Source organism: Micromonospora sp. AB353 (assembly GCF_049538395.1).
Classification (GTDB): domain Bacteria; phylum Actinomycetota; class Actinomycetes; order Mycobacteriales; family Micromonosporaceae; genus Micromonospora; species Micromonospora aurantiaca.
In genome coordinates, this window is sequence record NZ_JBMVFV010000034.1 from 1 (window position 1) to 15025 (window position 15025).

The 15025-nt window shown below is 73.3% G+C and carries 15 protein-coding genes; 11 read left to right on the plus strand and 4 right to left on the minus strand.

Annotated features, from left to right (window positions below; translation table 11 throughout):
- Positions 1 to 53: 53 nt before the first annotated feature.
- Positions 54 to 959: a TatD family hydrolase gene (locus ACPCK6_RS15835; protein WP_396879866.1), complete on the minus strand. Its 906-nt coding sequence runs from the start codon at positions 957 to 959 to the stop codon at positions 54 to 56.
- An 81-nt stretch (positions 960 to 1040) separates the two neighbouring features.
- Here ACPCK6_RS15835 and ACPCK6_RS15840 point away from each other — a divergent pair, with 81 nt between their 5' ends.
- On the plus strand, positions 1041 to 2285 hold the full coding sequence (locus ACPCK6_RS15840) for a hypothetical protein (RefSeq protein WP_396879865.1): 1245 nt from the start codon (positions 1041 to 1043) through the stop codon (positions 2283 to 2285).
- Between the two features lie 60 nt (positions 2286 to 2345).
- Complete coding sequence (locus ACPCK6_RS15845) at positions 2346 to 3197, plus strand: alpha/beta fold hydrolase (RefSeq protein WP_423481479.1); 852 nt, start codon at positions 2346 to 2348, stop codon at positions 3195 to 3197.
- A gap of 58 nt (positions 3198 to 3255) precedes the next feature.
- On the opposite strand, the gene metG is transcribed toward ACPCK6_RS15845, so the two are convergent.
- Positions 3256 to 5058, minus strand: coding sequence for a methionine--tRNA ligase (metG, locus tag ACPCK6_RS15850; RefSeq protein ID WP_396879863.1), 1803 nt, complete (start codon positions 5056 to 5058; stop codon positions 3256 to 3258).
- Positions 5059 to 5185: 127 nt separating this feature from the next.
- On the opposite strand from metG, the gene ACPCK6_RS15855 reads away from it, so the two are divergent.
- A complete protein-coding gene (locus ACPCK6_RS15855) occupies positions 5186 to 6016 on the plus strand; it encodes a hypothetical protein (protein WP_396879862.1) in 831 nt (276 codons plus the stop codon).
- A 60-nt stretch (positions 6017 to 6076) separates the two neighbouring features.
- On the opposite strand, the gene rsmI is transcribed toward ACPCK6_RS15855, so the two are convergent.
- Positions 6077 to 6916 (minus strand): 16S rRNA (cytidine(1402)-2'-O)-methyltransferase, encoded by an 840-nt coding sequence (gene rsmI / locus ACPCK6_RS15860; protein WP_396880388.1) that lies wholly within the window; start codon positions 6914 to 6916, stop codon positions 6077 to 6079.
- 92 nt (positions 6917 to 7008) lie between these two features.
- Between rsmI and ACPCK6_RS15865 the strand changes: the two genes are divergently transcribed.
- From ACPCK6_RS15865 to ACPCK6_RS15875, 3 genes are all read left to right on the plus strand, one after another.
- Positions 7009 to 8679: a dolichyl-phosphate-mannose--protein mannosyltransferase gene (locus ACPCK6_RS15865; protein WP_423481480.1), complete on the plus strand. Its 1671-nt coding sequence runs from the start codon at positions 7009 to 7011 to the stop codon at positions 8677 to 8679.
- Positions 8680 to 9009: 330 nt separating this feature from the next.
- Complete coding sequence (locus ACPCK6_RS15870) at positions 9010 to 10302, plus strand: VWA domain-containing protein (RefSeq protein WP_423481481.1); 1293 nt, start codon at positions 9010 to 9012, stop codon at positions 10300 to 10302.
- 2 nt (positions 10303 to 10304) lie between these two features.
- Positions 10305 to 11078, plus strand: a complete 774-nt coding sequence (locus ACPCK6_RS15875) for a peptidase (RefSeq protein WP_396880387.1) — start codon at positions 10305 to 10307, stop codon at positions 11076 to 11078.
- Between the two features lie 68 nt (positions 11079 to 11146).
- Here the strand turns inward: ACPCK6_RS15875 and ACPCK6_RS15880 are convergent, their stop codons facing one another.
- Positions 11147 to 11422 (minus strand): hypothetical protein, encoded by a 276-nt coding sequence (locus ACPCK6_RS15880; RefSeq protein WP_318332292.1) that lies wholly within the window; start codon positions 11420 to 11422, stop codon positions 11147 to 11149.
- Positions 11423 to 11549: 127 nt separating this feature from the next.
- Between ACPCK6_RS15880 and ACPCK6_RS15885 the strand changes: the two genes are divergently transcribed.
- The 5 genes from ACPCK6_RS15885 (at position 11550) to ACPCK6_RS15905 (ending at position 15022) form a co-directional block, all read left to right on the plus strand.
- Entirely contained in the window at positions 11550 to 12206 is a 657-nt protein-coding gene (locus tag ACPCK6_RS15885; protein WP_423481482.1) for a 4'-phosphopantetheinyl transferase family protein, read from the plus strand.
- 76 nt (positions 12207 to 12282) lie between these two features.
- Entirely contained in the window at positions 12283 to 13347 is a 1065-nt protein-coding gene (locus ACPCK6_RS15890) for a hypothetical protein (protein ID WP_423481483.1), read from the plus strand.
- Between the two features lie 123 nt (positions 13348 to 13470).
- On the plus strand, positions 13471 to 14187 hold the full coding sequence (locus ACPCK6_RS15895; RefSeq protein WP_318332289.1) for a DUF8817 family protein: 717 nt from the start codon (positions 13471 to 13473) through the stop codon (positions 14185 to 14187).
- A gap of 100 nt (positions 14188 to 14287) precedes the next feature.
- Positions 14288 to 14479 (plus strand): general stress protein CsbD, encoded by a 192-nt coding sequence (locus ACPCK6_RS15900; RefSeq protein WP_423481484.1) that lies wholly within the window; start codon positions 14288 to 14290, stop codon positions 14477 to 14479.
- A gap of 78 nt (positions 14480 to 14557) precedes the next feature.
- Positions 14558 to 15022, plus strand: coding sequence for a hypothetical protein (locus ACPCK6_RS15905; RefSeq protein WP_318332287.1), 465 nt, complete (start codon positions 14558 to 14560; stop codon positions 15020 to 15022).
- The last annotated feature ends 3 nt before the right edge of the window (positions 15023 to 15025 follow it).

Sequence of the window (15025 nt, forward strand, 5' to 3'; positions counted from 1 at the left end):
TAACGCCTCGCGATAGGGAGGGGCCCCTTATTAACGCCACGGGCCGAACGCGCTCAACGCCACGGGCCGAACGCGCGCTCACCGTTCGTGGAGAGGGCGGCGCAGAGGGCGTCCACGTCGGTGCCGGTGGTCTCGGCGAGGAAGCGGACCGTCAGCGGGATCAGGTACGACGCGTTGGGCCGTCCCCGGTACGGCATGGGGGTGAGGTAGGGCGCGTCGGTCTCCACGAGCATCTGCTCCGGCGGCGTGACGGCGGCGGCCTCGCGCAGCGCGGCGGCGCTGCCGAACGTGACGGTGCCGGCGAAGCTGAGCAGGAAGCCGCGCCGGACGCACTCGCGGGCGAAGTCGGCGTCGCCGGAGAAGCAGTGCATGACCACGGTCTCCGGGGCGCCCTCGTCGTCGACGATGCGCAGCACGTCGGCGTGCGCGTCCCGGTCGTGGATGACCAGCGTCTTGCCGTGCCGCTTGGCGATGGCGATGTGCGCCCGGAAGCTCTCCTCCTGCGCGGCGCGCCCGTCGTCGCCGGTACGGAAGAAGTCCATCCCGGTCTCGCCGACGCCGCGGACCCGGTCCCGGCCGGCGAGCGTCTCGATCTCGCGCAGCGCCTCGTCGAGGTCGGCCAGCCGGGGCGCCTCGTTCGGGTGCAGTGCGACGGTGGCGAGCACCGGGGCGTACCGGTCGGCCACGTCGGCGCCCCACCGGGACGAGTCGACGTCCACCCCGACCTGGACGAGCCGGTCCACGCCGGCCCGGGCGGCGACGTCGATCGCGGCGGCCACCGGGTCGTCGCCGGGGGCACCGCCCGGCGGGGTGCCGAACTCGCCGACGGTGATGTCGAGGTGGGTGTGGCTGTCCGGCACGGGTACGGGCAGCGGCTCGGGGGCGGGCGGGAACTCCCCGGCCCGGCGGGCGGCGCGCTGCTTGCGGGTCTCGGTCTGCTCGGTCATCGCGGCCAGCATCACACACCGGCCCGGTGCGGCGTTCCCGGACCGCCACCGGCTGTTCACATGCCCCACATCTGGCGGGCTTAGCGTCCTGGAGTGACAGTCACCGACCAGGCCGGCGGGCCCGCCTCCGACCGGGCCGGGTTGCGCGTGACGTACGGCGGCCGGGTGCATCCGGCGGAGGAGATCGCCCGGGGCGCGGCGTACGAGTTGTTCAGCGCCGACGAGGCGCCCGGGTTCGAGTGGTGTCCCCGGCCCGGCACCGGCTATCCGTGGCGGCGGTTCGTGCACGCGACCGAGGTGGACGCGGTGCACGGCGGCGCGGGGTCGGCGGACGACACGGACGCGCCGCTGCTGATGCCGGTGCACCGGGACCGGGGCTGGGAGTACGTACACCGGCTCAGCCAGCAGCCGGGGGCGGCGGGTGACCCGACGCTGGCCGCGGTGCGGGCGTCGGCGGTGATCCGGCCCGGCACCCGGATGGTCAAGGTGCTCTCCGCGCGGCAGCTCGCCGGCTACGTGCGGGGCGTGCTGCCGCACGGCTTCTGCTACCGGGAGCACGACGTGGCGCACCTGCGGACGCCGGCCGGGATGGCGGTGCTGCGGGGCGACTCGGAGGGCGGCGACGTGGCGTACGCGCTGCGCTGGCGGGCCGCCGACCCGGCCGACTACGACGTGCCGGTGGGCCCGGCGCACCGGGGGCTCACGGCGTTGCCGCCCCGGGACCGGCTCGGGCCACCGGTGCTGGGTACCGGGTTCGTGCCGAGCAGCGCGCAGCTCGTACCGGAGTTCGTCACCCGGGAGTTCGCCGACCTGCCGATGCCGGCGAACGCCACGCTGCTCGCCTATCCGGCCGAGGGGGTGGAGGTGGTGCTCTACACCTACCAGGCGGAGCAGCGGGGCTGGCTGCGCCTGGCCGGGCCGCAGTGGCGGCACCTGCTCGCCGCAGTGCCCGGCCTGGCGGCCGACCAGGAGTACGTGCCGAACGGCGAGGCGCCGCGCTCCACCCGGCTCGTCGGCACGTACGCGGGTTCGGAGTACGAGGCGGTGGCCGACCAGCCGGGCGGGTTCCGGGTGCTGGCGATGACCCGGGCGGCCCGGTACCCGGTGGACGCGCCGGCCCGCCGGGTACGCACGGCGGCCTGGCGCGGGGTGCAGTGCCTGGTGCTGCGGGAGGAGGGCGGCTGGCTGCGGCTGCGGCTGCGCCGCCCGGATCCGGACGGGGTGGCCGCGACCGGCGCGCAGTGTCTGGAACGCGGCGTGTACGAGGTCTGGGCGCCCGGCGCCGAGCTGACCGACGACCGGGTGGTGGACCTGCCCTATCCGGCCCGCCACGAATAGACGAGGGCAGGTCGGGAAGGCGTGGGGGGTCCGAGAACCCGCGCGAGGGGGAATCCCGACATGCCTTTCGTCACCGTCGGTACGGAGAACTCCGCACCCATCGACCTGTACTACGAGGATCACGGTTCCGGTCAGCCGATCGTGCTGATCCACGGTTTCCCGTTCAACGGGGCGACCTGGGAGAAGATGAGCGGTCCGCTGCTGAACGCCGGATACCGGGTGATCACGTACGACAGGCGTGGATTCGGCAACTCCGCGCAGCCGGCCATGGGCTACGACTACGACACGTTCGCGGCTGACCTGGACGTGCTGATGACGGAACTGGACCTGCGCAACGCGATCCTGGTCGGGCACTCGATGGGCACCGGTGAGGTGACCCGCTACCTGGGCGCGTACGGGTCGGACCGGGTGGACCGGGCGGTCCTGATGGCCCCGTTGGCGCCGTACCTGCTGAAGGCGCCCGACGACCCGGAGGGCGTCGACAAGAGCATGTTCGAGGGGTTCCAGAAGGCGATCATCCAGGACCGGTTCGCCTACCTGACCCAGTTCTGCGACGCGTTCTTCAACGCCAGCGAGAACCGGGGGACGCTGGTCAGCGACGAGGCGTACCACGCGCACTGGCAGATCGGCGCGCAGGCGTCGGCCAAGGGTACCCACGACTCGGTGGACGCCTGGCAGACCGACTTCCGCGCCGACCTGCCGAACATCGACGTGCCGGTGCTGATCATCCAGGGCGACAAGGACAACGTGCTGCCGTTCCCGGTGACGGGCCAGCGGCTGGTGAACATGCTGTCCGACGCCAAGCTGGTCACGCTGAAGGGTGCGCCGCACGGCACGCCGTGGACCCATCCCACCGAGGTCAACAAGGCCATCATGGAGTTCATCGGTAAGCCGAGCATGGCGACCGCCTGACCCGGCGGACGACCGCGGCCCCGGGGATCTCCCCGGGGCCGCGGTCACACGTGCGTGGTCAGCCGGCCAGGCGGGCCAGCTCCTCCTCGACGATGGACGGGTCGAGCTTGCGGAACACCGGCTTCGGCGCCGCGAGCGGCCGGCCCACTTCCAGGGGTACGGACTCCCAGCGCGCCCCGACCGTGTAGTCACCGGTCAGCACCGGGTACGACGGGCCGCCGTCGAGGTCGTCGACCTCCTCGATCACCGGCATCGGCGCGTGCACGCCGGTGCCGCCGAGCAGCTCGTGGATCTTCTGGGCGGAGTGCGGCAGGAACGGGGTGAGCAGCGTGTTGGCGTCGCTGACCACCTGGAGCGCGACGTGCAGGATGGTGCCCATGCGGGGCTTGTCGTCCTCGCCCTTGAGCTTCCAGGGCGCCTGCTCGGAGAGGTACTTGTTGGCCTCGGCGACGACCTTCATGGCCTCGCCGATGGCCTGCTTCTGCCGGTGCCGGGCGATCAGCTCGCCGACGACGCCGAAGCCGGCCTTCGCGGTGTCCAGCAGCGCCTGGTCGGCCTCGGTGAGCCCGGCCGGGTCGACCGGCGGGATGGCGCCGAAGTTCTTCGCCGCCATCGACACCGACCGGTTGACCAGGTTGCCCCAGCCGGCGACCAGTTCGTCGTTGTTGCGGCGGAGGAACTCGGCCCAGGTGAAGTCGGTGTCGTTGCTCTCCGGGCCGGCCACCGCGATGAAGTAGCGCAGCGCGTCGGCGTCGTAGCGCTCCAGGAAGTCCCGGACGTAGATGACCACCTTGCGGGAGGAGGAGAACTTCCGTCCCTCCATGGTCAGGTACTCGCTGGACACGACCTCGGTGGGCAGGTTGAGCCGGCCCAGTTCGCCCGGCTCGCCGTCGCGGGCGCCCGCACCGGAGTAGCCGCCGAGCAGCGCCGGCCAGATCACCGAGTGGAAGACGATGTTGTCCTTGCCCATGAAGTAGTAGGAGCGGGCGTCCTTCCCCTCCCCGTCCGCCGACCACCACTTGCGCCAGGCCTCCGGGTCGCCGGTGCGCCGGGCCCACTCGATGGACGCGGACAGGTAGCCGATGACCGCGTCGAACCAGACGTAGATCCGCTTGTCCGGGCGGTCGCGCCAGTCGTCGAGCGGGATCGGCACGCCCCACTCCAGGTCGCGGGTGATGGCCCGGGGCTGGAGGTCGTCGAGCAGGTTGCGGGAGAACCGCAGCACGTTGGGGCGCCAGCCGTCGCGGGTGTCCAGCCACTGCCGCAGCGCCTCGGCCAGGGCGGGCAGGTCGAGGAAGAAGTGCTCGGTCTCGACGAACTCCGGCGTCTCCCCGTTGATCTTCGACTTGGGGTCGATCAGGTCGATCGGGTCGAGCTGGTTGCCGCAGTTGTCGCACTGGTCGCCGCGCGCGCTGTCGTAGCCGCAGATCGGGCAGGTGCCCTCGATGTAGCGGTCGGGCAGCGTCCGGCCGGTGGACGGGGAGATCGCGCCGGTGGTGACCTTCGGGACGATGTAGCCGTTGCGGTAGAGGCCGGTGAACAGCTCCTGCACCACCGCGTAGTGGTTGCGCGTGGTGGTGCGGGTGAACAGGTCGTACGACAGGCCCAGCGCCCGCAGGTCCTCGGCGATCACCCGGTTGTAGCGGTCGGCCAGCTCGCGCGGGGTGACCCCCTCGGCGTCGGCCTGCACCTGGATCGGGGTGCCGTGTTCGTCGGTGCCGGAGACCATGAGCACGTCGTGACCGGCCATCCGCATGTACCGGGCGAAGACGTCGGAGGGAACGCCGAATCCGGATACGTGGCCGATGTGGCGCGGGCCGTTGGCGTAGGGCCAGGCGACCGCGGCGAGAACGTGACTCATGAGCAGCAAGCCTAGTGATTGACGTGGGTGCGCCGCGAACCAATGGGGTGCGCGCTCCGACCGTACGTCCGATTTGTCGCCGACACGCGGCGTGAGCTGACCGACAAGCCCGACGTACCGGTGTGAAATGAACATCGTGACCAGCAGACCACCGGCGCCCGAGCCGTCGGCCGCCGCCACCCGGCGTGCGGCACGGCCCGCGCCGCCCGGCGGGCCCGTCGCCCCGCAGCCGCGGCTCGACCCGGCGGACCCGCCGGTGGAGGTGGAGCCGACCACCGGAGCGCCGGTGGACGCGGTGCCGAACCGCGTGCCGGTACGTCAGCCGCGCTGGCAGCGCGAGGCCGCCTCGTCCGGCGGCTGGGCGCCGATCGAGGAGGTGCACTGGGACGGCACGCCGCTGCGTGACGAGCCGCGCCCGCGTCCCGCCCCGCACCCGGCGCGGCGGGAACGCGCCCGCCCGGTCGCGCCGCCGAGTCCGCCCGCCGGGCTGGCCGTACTGCTGACGCTGAGCCTGCTCGCCGCGTTCTTCGCCTGGGTGAGCGCCGGGCCGTTCTGGCTGGCGGCGGGGCACTCGACCGGCGGCACCGTGATGATCACGCAGTGCGCGGGCGGCGGGCTCACCCAGCGCTGCCGGGGCATCTTCTCCGCCGACGGCGACCGGTTCCAGGCCCACGGGGTACGGGTCAGCGGCGTACCGGCCGGGCGCACCGACACCGGCAGTTCGCTGCGGGCGCGGATGACCGGGCCGGACGGGTCCACCGCCTACGCGGACACCGGGATCGGACGGCACCTGCGCTGGCTGCTGGGGCTGGCCCTGGTGGCCGGCTGCGCCGCCGGGATCGCCAGGTGGACCGGGGCGACCCGGCTCGCCGACGAACGGCAGCGGCGCTGGGCGGTCGGCCTGGCGCTGGCCGGGCCGGCGTTGATCACCGTCGGTTTCCTGGCCGCCGCCTGGTGAGGTGAGGCGTTAAGAGGGGGCCCTTCCTCTACCGCAGGCGTTAAGAGGGGGCCCTTCCTTTCAGCTGTGCACGACGGCGTACACCTCGCGCCGCCGCAGCCCGTACGCGGTGGCGACCTCGGTGATCGCGTCCCGCCGGGACAGCCCGGCCGCCTCGCGCTCGGCCACCGCCGCGCGCAGCGTCTCGTCGTCCGGCCGGACCGCGGGCGTGGCCGGTGCGCCGGCCACGACGAGCGTGATCTCGCCCCGGGGGTCGCCCTCCGCGGCCCACTCGGCCAGTTCGCCGAGCGGCCGGCGGACCACTTCCTCGTACGTCTTGGTCAGCTCGCGGCACAGCGCGGCGGGCCGGTCGGCGCCGAACGCCTCGGCCAGGTCGGCGAGCGCGCCGGCGATGCGGTGCGGCGCCTCGAAGAACACCAGCGTGCGGTCCTCGGCGGCGAGCGCGCGCAGCCGGGAGCGGCGGGCCCCGGGGGTACGCGGCAGGAAGCCCTCGAAGCAGAACCTGTCGCAGGGCAGCCCGGACAGCGCCAGCGCGGTGGTCACGGCGCTGGGCCCGGGCGCGGCGGTGACCGGCACTCCGGCGTCCAGCGCGGCCCGGACCAGCCGGTAGCCGGGGTCGGAGACGCTCGGCATGCCGCCGTCGGTGACCAGCGCGACCGTGTAGCCGGCGACGAGCACCTCGGCCAGTTCGGGGGTGCGCCGCTCCTCGTTGCCCTCGAAGTACGAGACGATCCGGCCGGGCACCGTCACGTCCAGGTCGCGGGCCAGCCGGGTCAGCCGCCGGGTGTCCTCGGCGGCGACCACGTCGGCGGCGGCCAGCACCTCGCGGAACCGGGCGGACGCGTCGGCCGGGTTGCCGAGCGGCGCGCCGAGCAACACGAGTCGCCCTACCTCGGACATTTCCCCCACGGCGTGCGCTCCTTCATCGACGGTCGTACCAATTTCGGAGACGACAGACGCCACCGGGCACCTTCGCAGCCTACGATCGCCGGGTGACGAGTGCGTCGACAGCACAGAGCGCGAACCCGGACCCTTCCACCACCGACCGGGGCGACGGCGCCGGGCGCGGGCTTCCCGCCGCCGTGCGGCGCCGGCTCGCCACCGTCGACGATCGCATCGGCCGGGGTCAGGCGTGGCTGGCGACAGCGGTGGTGGTGGGCGTCGCGGCGATCCTGCGCTTCGTGGGGCTCAGTTTCCCGCCCGGGAAGATCTTCGACGAGACCTACTACGCCAAGGACGCGTACGGGCTGATCGACCGCGGCTTCGAGTGGAACTACAAGGACAACGGCCCCTCGTACGTGGTGCATCCACCACTGGGCAAGTGGATGATCGGCATCGGCGAGTGGGCCTTCGGCTACCAGGACGCGGACAGCGGCGTCTCGGTGCCGGGCCACCTGATCACCACCTCGCCGGAGTTCGGCTGGCGCTTCGGCGCGGCCGTGGCGGGCACCCTGTCGGTGCTGCTGCTGGTCCGCATCGGGCGGCGGATGTTCCGCTCCACGGTGCTCGGCTGCGCGGCCGGTCTGCTGCTCGCGCTCGACGGCTACCACCTGGTGCTGTCCCGCACGGCCATCCTCGACATCTTCCTGCTGCTGTTCGTGCTCGCCGCGTTCGGCGCGCTGGTGCTCGACCGGGACGCCCGGCGGCGGCGCTGGGCGCGGGCGCTGGAGGGCGGGCTCGACCCGACCCAGCCGGGCCGGGCCGGCCGTCCGTCGTCGGGCTGGCGGGACTGGCCGTGGTGGCGGCTGGCGGCAGGTGTGCTGCTCGGCTGCGCCTGCTCGGTGAAGTGGAGTGCGCTCTACTTCGTGCCGGCGTTCGCGTTGCTGGTGCTGCTCTGGGAGGTGGGCGTCCGCCGCTCGTCCGGGGTACGCCGGCCGTGGCGTGACGCCGTGCTCGACGAGCTGCCGTGGCTGCTGGCCGCCGGCGTGCTGATGGTCGTGACCTACGTGGCGACCTGGTCGGGCTGGCTGCTCGGGCAGGAGGGCTACTACCGCCTGGCGGAGCGCTACCCGAACAACCCGGAGCTGAGTGACACCCCGTTCATCGGGGCGCTGATCAACCTGTGGGAGTACCACAAGGCCGCGTACGGCTTCCACACCCAGCTCGACGATCCGCACAAGTACCAGTCCTGGCCCTGGCAGTGGCTGCTGCTCGGCCGCCCGGTGGCGTTCCACTGGTCCGGGGACGGCAGTTGCGGCGCGCCGAGCTGCGCCTCGGAGGTGCTGCTGCTGGGCACGCCGCTGCTGTGGTGGTCGTTCCTGCCGGCGATCGCCGCGACCGCCTGGCTCGGCCTGGCCCGGCGCGACTGGCGGGCTGGCGCGATCCTGCTCAGCGCCGCGGCCGGCCTGCTGCCGTGGTTCTGGTTCGCCCTCGACGGCCGGACGATGTTCTCCTTCTACGCCGCCCCGGCGGTGCCGTTCCTGGTGCTGGCGGTGGTCTATGTGCTCGGCGCGATCGCCACTCCCGCACCGGTGTCGAACCCGGCCGCGCCACCGGACCCGCAACAGGTCCACGACAGGCGGCTGGTGGGCGGGATCATCGCGGGCGCGTACGTGTTGCTCGTGGCGCTCTGTTTCGCCTACTTCTACCCGATCTTCGTGGGCCGGGTGCTGCCGTACGCGGACTGGTCGGCCCGGATGTGGCTGGACGGCCGCTGGATCTGAGGCGGGGGGGCCGGGCGCCTGCGTGGCGCCCGGCACGGCGCGACGCGGCGCCTGACGCAAAGAAAGCGCGCCCCGATCGCCTGCCACGGGGGAAGCGGGCGATTGGGGCGCGCAAGACAGAGCTTAACCACACTCCGGCAACGGCACAACGGGTGCGGGCCGGTCAGATTTCCGACGAGTGCACCACCGGCCGAAAGGTTTACATGGTGCAGCTAACGGTGGGTGGCCGAGCGCGCCAGTGACGGCCCCGGCGGACGCCGGAAACGGGCCTCCGGCGGGCACCCGCGACCCGGATGATCTTCCAAAGTGGATCTCACTACACTTCGCCCGGTGATCAACAAGAGACGATCGACGGCCGTCCTCATCGGACTGCTGGCGGCGGCCGCGATGATCGGGCCGAGCCCCGCCGGGGCCGACGACGAGACCACCGAACCCGTCGCCGAACCACCCAAGGTCGAGCTGGTCCTCGACGTCAGCGGATCGATGCGGGCCCGCGACATCGACGGCCGCAGCCGGATCTCCGTCGCGCAGCAGGCGTTCAACGAGGTCGTCGACGCCCTGCCGGACGAGACACAGCTCGGCATCCGGGTGCTCGGCGCCACCTACCGGGGCAAGGACAAGAAGCAGGGCTGCCTGGACACCCAGCAGATCGTGCCGGTCGGCCCGGTGGACCGTACCCAGGCCAAGGCCGCCGTCGCCGGGCTGCGCCCGACCGGTTTCACCCCGGTCGGGCTGGCGCTGCGCTCCGCCGCGCAGGACCTGGGCACCGGCAGCACCGCCCGCCGGATCGTGCTGATCACCGACGGTGAGGACACCTGCGCCCCGCCCGACCCGTGCGAGGTGGCCCGCGAGCTGGCCGCCCAGGGCACCCGCCTGGTCGTCGACACGCTCGGCCTGGCGCCGGACGAGAAGGTCCGCAAGCAGCTGCTCTGCATCGCCGGCGCGACAGGGGGCACCTACACCGCCGCGCAGAGCGCCGACGAGCTGACCGGCCGGATCAAGCAGCTCGTCGACCGCGCCCGGGACACGTACACCGCCGCCCCGGCGGTGGTCGGCGGCGGCTCGGCCTGCGAGGGCGCACCGCTGCTCGCCCCCGGCGTCTACAGCGACCGGGAGGCGTTCTCCGAGCACCGCTGGTACCGGGTGCCGGTGCGCCCCGGGCAGGAACTGCGCGCCTCGGTCAGCGTGGCGCTGGACCGCCCGGTCAACCCGGACTACGGCGTGCTGCTGCGCGCCACCGCGCCGGACGGGCGGGAACTGGTCCGGGGCGTCGACGCGGGCAGCGGGCGGACCGACGTGGTCTCCGCCGGACTGCGCTGGTCGGCCGCCGAAGAGGAGGAGGACGGCCCGAGCCCGGAGCCGAGCGCCGGCACGGAGCAGTCCGTACGGACCGTCTGCCTGGTGGTCAGCAACTCGTTTGCGGCCAGGCCCGGCACCCAGGCCCGTCCCGGCATGCCGGTCGAGCTGACAGTCGACGTGGTGGCCGCCTCCCCCGCGCCGGACGGGCCGGACCTCGGCCGCGGCTGGGTGCTGCTGCTCCTGCTCACGCTGGCCGGACTGCTCACCGGGCTGCTCGCCGGACTGCTCACCCGCTGGTGGGTGCACACGTGGAGGACGAACTGAGCATGCGTACGCTGATCCGCGCCGCGGCGGCGACCACCGCCGTCGGACTCGCCCTCACCCCGGCGGCGGCCCTGGCCGCGCCCAGCCCGTCACCGGGTGCGACCACGGTGACCAAGGCCGGCACCTCGTTCCTCACCGCCACCACAGTCACCGCCGGTCAGCCGGTGCAGGTGGGCGCGTCGACAGGCGACCACCTGTACTGGTCGTTCCGCGCCGACGCCGGGCAGGTGCACGAGATCACCGCCACCGTCACGTTCCCGAAGTCACGCAGCGGCGCGTCCACCTGGACCGTCGACGTCTTCGACGGGCTGCGCCGCCGGCAGGCGTGCACCGCGGGCGCGCAGACCCCGACCGCCGGCGCGTCGGCGACGAGCGTCGCGCTCGGCTGCACGCTGCGCCGGGTACGGCCGTGGGCCGAACCCTGGTCGGGCGACCCGCTGCCGGGCACCTACTACATCCGGCTCTCCGTCACCGACCTGCCCGAACCGGACCTCGGCCTGCCGATCGAGGTGGAGATGCTGGTCGGCGCGACCGACGAGGGTGGCGCGTCCGGCGACGACGGCGAACTGGCCGCGCCGCTGGTGCCGAACACCAAGGCCGGCACGGTGCTCAGCACCGAACCGACGCCCGAGCCGGTGGCCGACGAGGAGACCGACCTGACCGGCTGGCTCCCCGAGGCCGGATCGCGCTGGGTGTGGACCACCGTGGGCGGTGTGCTCGCCGCCGTGGCCGGCGTGGTCGGCTTCGGGCTCACCCGGCGGCCCCGCCGCCCCTGAGAACCGCAGCCCTCTGAGACCGCAGCCGGTGGCCGCCGCGAACCCGACGCGGCGGCCACCGGACGCGCTCACGCCTCAGCGGTACGCGGGCCGCGCGGCACCCAGCCGATGAACCGGTCCTGGAGCGCGGTGACCGGCACGGAGCGCAGGTCCTGCGTCGCCGCGGCGAGGCAGGATCCGAGATAGACGCTCAACGACGCCCGGTCCACCTGGTACTCGCGCAGCAGGTGGTGACGTTTCGTGGCGCAGGGCCAGTCGTCACCGCACGAGCCGCAGGTCCAGCCGGGGGTCACCGGCACGTGTTCGCCGCCGGCACTCCCCGAAACCTCCGCGCCAGGCGTCATCGGCCGCTCCTTCCGGGTCAGGAATGGGTGGTGATGGACCGGTTGCCTCCCCGCAACGTTCCTTCAGCGCCGCGGCACGCCCAAGCGTTACGGTACGTTCACCGCGTGTCCCCGTCATCCACCACTCGTGCGTGATCTGCTCCCGGCCACTGTCGCCGTCGCGGTGGCCGGCCCGGCCGACTGGACCGGTGAGCTGCTCCCGGCCGAACTGAGCGCCCTCGGCGAACGCGCGGTCCCCGGCCGCCGCCGCGACTTCACCGCCGGGCGCGTCTGCGCCCGCCGGGCGCTCGCCGCGCTCGGCCTGCCCGCCACGCCGGTACCCGCCGGCGCCGACCGGGCCCCGATCTGGCCGCCCGGTGTGGTCGGCGCGATCACCCACACCCGGGACTACTGCGCCGCAGCCGCCGCCCGGGCCGCCGACGTGCGGGCCGTCGGCATCGACGCCGAACGTGACCGGCCACTCTCTCCGGGGGTACGCCGGAAGGTGTGCCGCCCCGACGAGGAGGCGGACCTGGCCCGGCTGCCGACCGGCACGCCCTGGCCGACGGTGTTGTTCAGCGCGAAGGAGACCGTCTACAAGGTCTGGCACCCACTGGTCGGTACGTGGCTGGGCTTCGCCGACGCGCGCGTCACGCTGGACCCGGACGCGGGCACGTTCCACGCTGCGATCGCGCCGGCCCGGCTCGCCGCCGCCCCGATGCCCGATCCGCCGTCGGCGGTCACCGGACGGTTCGCCGTGGACGACGACCTGGTCCGCACCGCGGCCGTCCTGCCACGTCGATGAGGCACTACCGGCCGGCTTGTGCCCGGCTTGTACCGTCGTTGCGACGGAAAATCCCGAAGGCGCCCCAAGGAGTACGGTGAGCCACCCTCAGCCTCCGTCCGGTTCACCGGACCCGAACCAGCAGCCACCGGAACCGCCGACTCAGGCGTTCCCCACCGCACCGATGCCGCCGGTGCCGGACAGCCCGTACGCGCCGCCGCCCGCTCCGACCTCCGGGGTGCCGTATCCGCCGCAGCCGGGTCCGGGCGAGCAGTACCCGCCCGCGCCCGCGCCCACCGAGGCGTTCCCGCCCGCGCCGCCCACCTCGGGCGCGCCGTACCCGCCGCCGGGCAGCGAGTACCAGCCCCCGGGCGGCGCGTACCAACAGCCGGGCTCCGAGTACCAGCCGCCGGGTGCCGCGTACCCGCCGCCGGGCTCGGAGTACCAGCCGCCGGGGGCCTATCCGCCGCCGGGCGGTTACCCGCCGCCGGGTGGCGGTGCGTACCCGCCTCCGCCGGGAGCGCCGTTCGGGCCGCCGGCGAAGAAGTCGAACAAGAACGTCTGGATCACGATCGGCATCGTCGCCGTGGTCCTGCTGCTGCTGTGCTGCGGTGGCGGCATCTTCGCCGTCTACAGCGGCGCGCAGAAGACGAAGGATGCGATCGACTCGCTGCCCACCCCGGGCGTCACCTACGGCCAGCCGACGGCTGACGCCCCGACGGGTGCTCCCGCCGACACCCCGCAGCCGGGCAACACCGACGACAAGACGTTCAACATGCCGGCCGGCGACAAGCTGGTCGTCAACGACGACCGCGGCACCATCGAGATCACCGTCGGCAACTTCCGGACCCGGAACGCCGCCTGCAGCGAGGTCATGCCCGGACCGAAGAACGGCATGTTCCTGATCGCCGACGTGACCGCCGAGATCACCAAGGGCACCGGCTCGATCAACCCGTTCTACTTCACCTGGGTCGCCGCGGACGGCACCGAGGAGAGCGGCATCGGCGGCGCCTTCTCCGGTTGCGGCAAGCTGATGACCTCGGGCACCAACCTGCCCGTGGGTTCCAAGCGCACCGGCCAGCTCATCTTCGACGTGAAGGACCAGAACGGCGTCGTCGAGTACCGGCACCTGTTCCGTCCCGCCGGGTCCTGGAAGCCCTGACCCCCTCGTGACGTGCTGCGGGGCCGGTCCACGTCGGACCGGCCCCGCGATCACTCTGACGACACCGGCGGGTCGTTGCGGCGTTTCCCTGCGCGTGACGGCTCGGGTCGCCAGTCTTGGAGCATGGCGAACGAGACGACGATCCCGCTGCTGCCGTGCCGGTCCCTGGACGACGTGGCGCCCTTCTACCAAGCCCTCGGCTTCGAGGTCACGTACCGGCAGGAGCGCCCGAACCCGTACCTGACGCTGCGGCGGGAGGATCTCCAACTGCACTTCTTCGGGATGCCGCAGTTCGATCCCGCCGACTCGTACGGCTCCTGCCTCGTCGTGGTGGACGACCTGGTCGACATCCACCGCGCCTTCGCCGACGGCATGCGGTCCACATACGGCAAGGTGCTCGTCTCCGGCGTACCCCGGATGACCCGGCCCCGGCCCCGCCGCAACCAGGAGGGCCACTTCGGGTTCAGCATCGTCGACCCCGGCGGCAACTGGATCCGGTTCGTCGGCCGGGCCACCCCGCCGGAGACCGACGACAGGGGTGGGTTGGCCCGTACGCTGCGCAACGCGGTGGTGCAGGCCGACTCGCGCGGCAATCCGACGCAGGCCGCGCGGATCCTCGACGGCGCGCTCGCCCGCCCGGAGGCCGCCGACGATCCGGCCGTCCACGTGGAGGCACTGGTCTACCGGGCGGAGCTGGCGCTGCAACTCGACGAGCCGGAGTCCGCGCGGGAGCTGGTGCGGCAGGCGCGCTCGATCCCGCTGGACGACGGTTCACGCGACGCGCTGGCCGACACGATGCGGCACGCCGAGGATCTGCTCACCGCCCTGCCGCCCGCGTGACAGCAGGACGGTCCGGTGGCGGCGGTTTGCCGTCCCGGCCAGCGGGGACGCGACGCGGCAGGCGGCGAGCGCCGCCACGCGACGATCCCGGGGAGGCGGCATGAGCGTCGAGCGCGCGAAGAACGACCTGGAGAACCTGGCCGGTCCGGCCCGGGCGCGGCTCGGTAACCTGAACCAGGACGAACACGCCGAAGCGGACCAGGTACGCGAACAGGACGAGATCCGGGGCAAGCGACCCGGCGAGCACATCCAGGCGGACGCCCGCGACGCCGACGACGACTTCTCCGCCTGACCCGTCCCGCCGGGGATCTGAGGCCGGACGATCGGCGAGCGTGCGTGAGTTGTCGGGGGTGGTTCCTATCCTGGGGCGATGCTTCTCACCGACGTCACCGGGTCCTGGGCGGGCACAAACGGCTTCCGGTTGATGCCCGCCGACCCGCTCGCCGAGTCGCCGGCCGCGCTCACCGTCGCCACCGCGGCCGGCGGGCACCTGACCACCGTGTCGTACTCGTGGAGCCATCCCGGCGACGGCCCGCAGGACGGCCTGCTGGTGATCGCCGCCGGTGACCGGCCGGGCTCGCTCGTCGCCTGGTGGGGCGACTCGTGGCACCAGCAGCCGACGCCGATGACGCTCACCGGCGCGACCGGCGGAGCGGCGGCGGTCGAGCTGACCGCCGGGTACGGCGGCGGCTGGGAGTGGCGGATCGTCCTCGACACCGCCGACCCGGCCGTCCTGCGGCTGCGGATGGAGAACGTGGTCCCCGCCGACCAGGCCGGGCCCGGCACACCGGCCGGGCCCTATCCCGCGATGCTCACCGAGGTGCGCCGGGCCTGAGCC

Excerpts from the sequence above, each read along its gene's own strand:
- ACPCK6_RS15875 (WP_396880387.1), top strand. The coding sequence starts at position 10,305 with ATGCGTACGCTGATCCGCGCCGCGGCGGCGACCACCGCCGTCGGACTC.
- ACPCK6_RS15880 (WP_318332292.1), bottom strand. The coding sequence starts at position 11,422 with ATGACGCCTGGCGCGGAGGTTTCGGGGAGTGCCGGCGGCGAACACGTG.
- ACPCK6_RS15835 (WP_396879866.1), bottom strand. The coding sequence starts at position 959 with ATGCTGGCCGCGATGACCGAGCAGACCGAGACCCGCAAGCAGCGCGCC.
- ACPCK6_RS15855 (WP_396879862.1), top strand. The coding sequence starts at position 5,186 with ATGAACATCGTGACCAGCAGACCACCGGCGCCCGAGCCGTCGGCCGCC.
- rsmI (WP_396880388.1), bottom strand. The coding sequence starts at position 6,916 with ATGTCCGAGGTAGGGCGACTCGTGTTGCTCGGCGCGCCGCTCGGCAAC.
- ACPCK6_RS15905 (WP_318332287.1), top strand. The coding sequence starts at position 14,558 with ATGCTTCTCACCGACGTCACCGGGTCCTGGGCGGGCACAAACGGCTTC.
- ACPCK6_RS15895 (WP_318332289.1), top strand. The coding sequence starts at position 13,471 with ATGGCGAACGAGACGACGATCCCGCTGCTGCCGTGCCGGTCCCTGGAC.
- ACPCK6_RS15900 (WP_423481484.1), top strand. The coding sequence starts at position 14,288 with ATGAGCGTCGAGCGCGCGAAGAACGACCTGGAGAACCTGGCCGGTCCG.
- ACPCK6_RS15845 (WP_423481479.1), top strand. The coding sequence starts at position 2,346 with ATGCCTTTCGTCACCGTCGGTACGGAGAACTCCGCACCCATCGACCTG.
- metG (WP_396879863.1), bottom strand. The coding sequence starts at position 5,058 with ATGAGTCACGTTCTCGCCGCGGTCGCCTGGCCCTACGCCAACGGCCCG.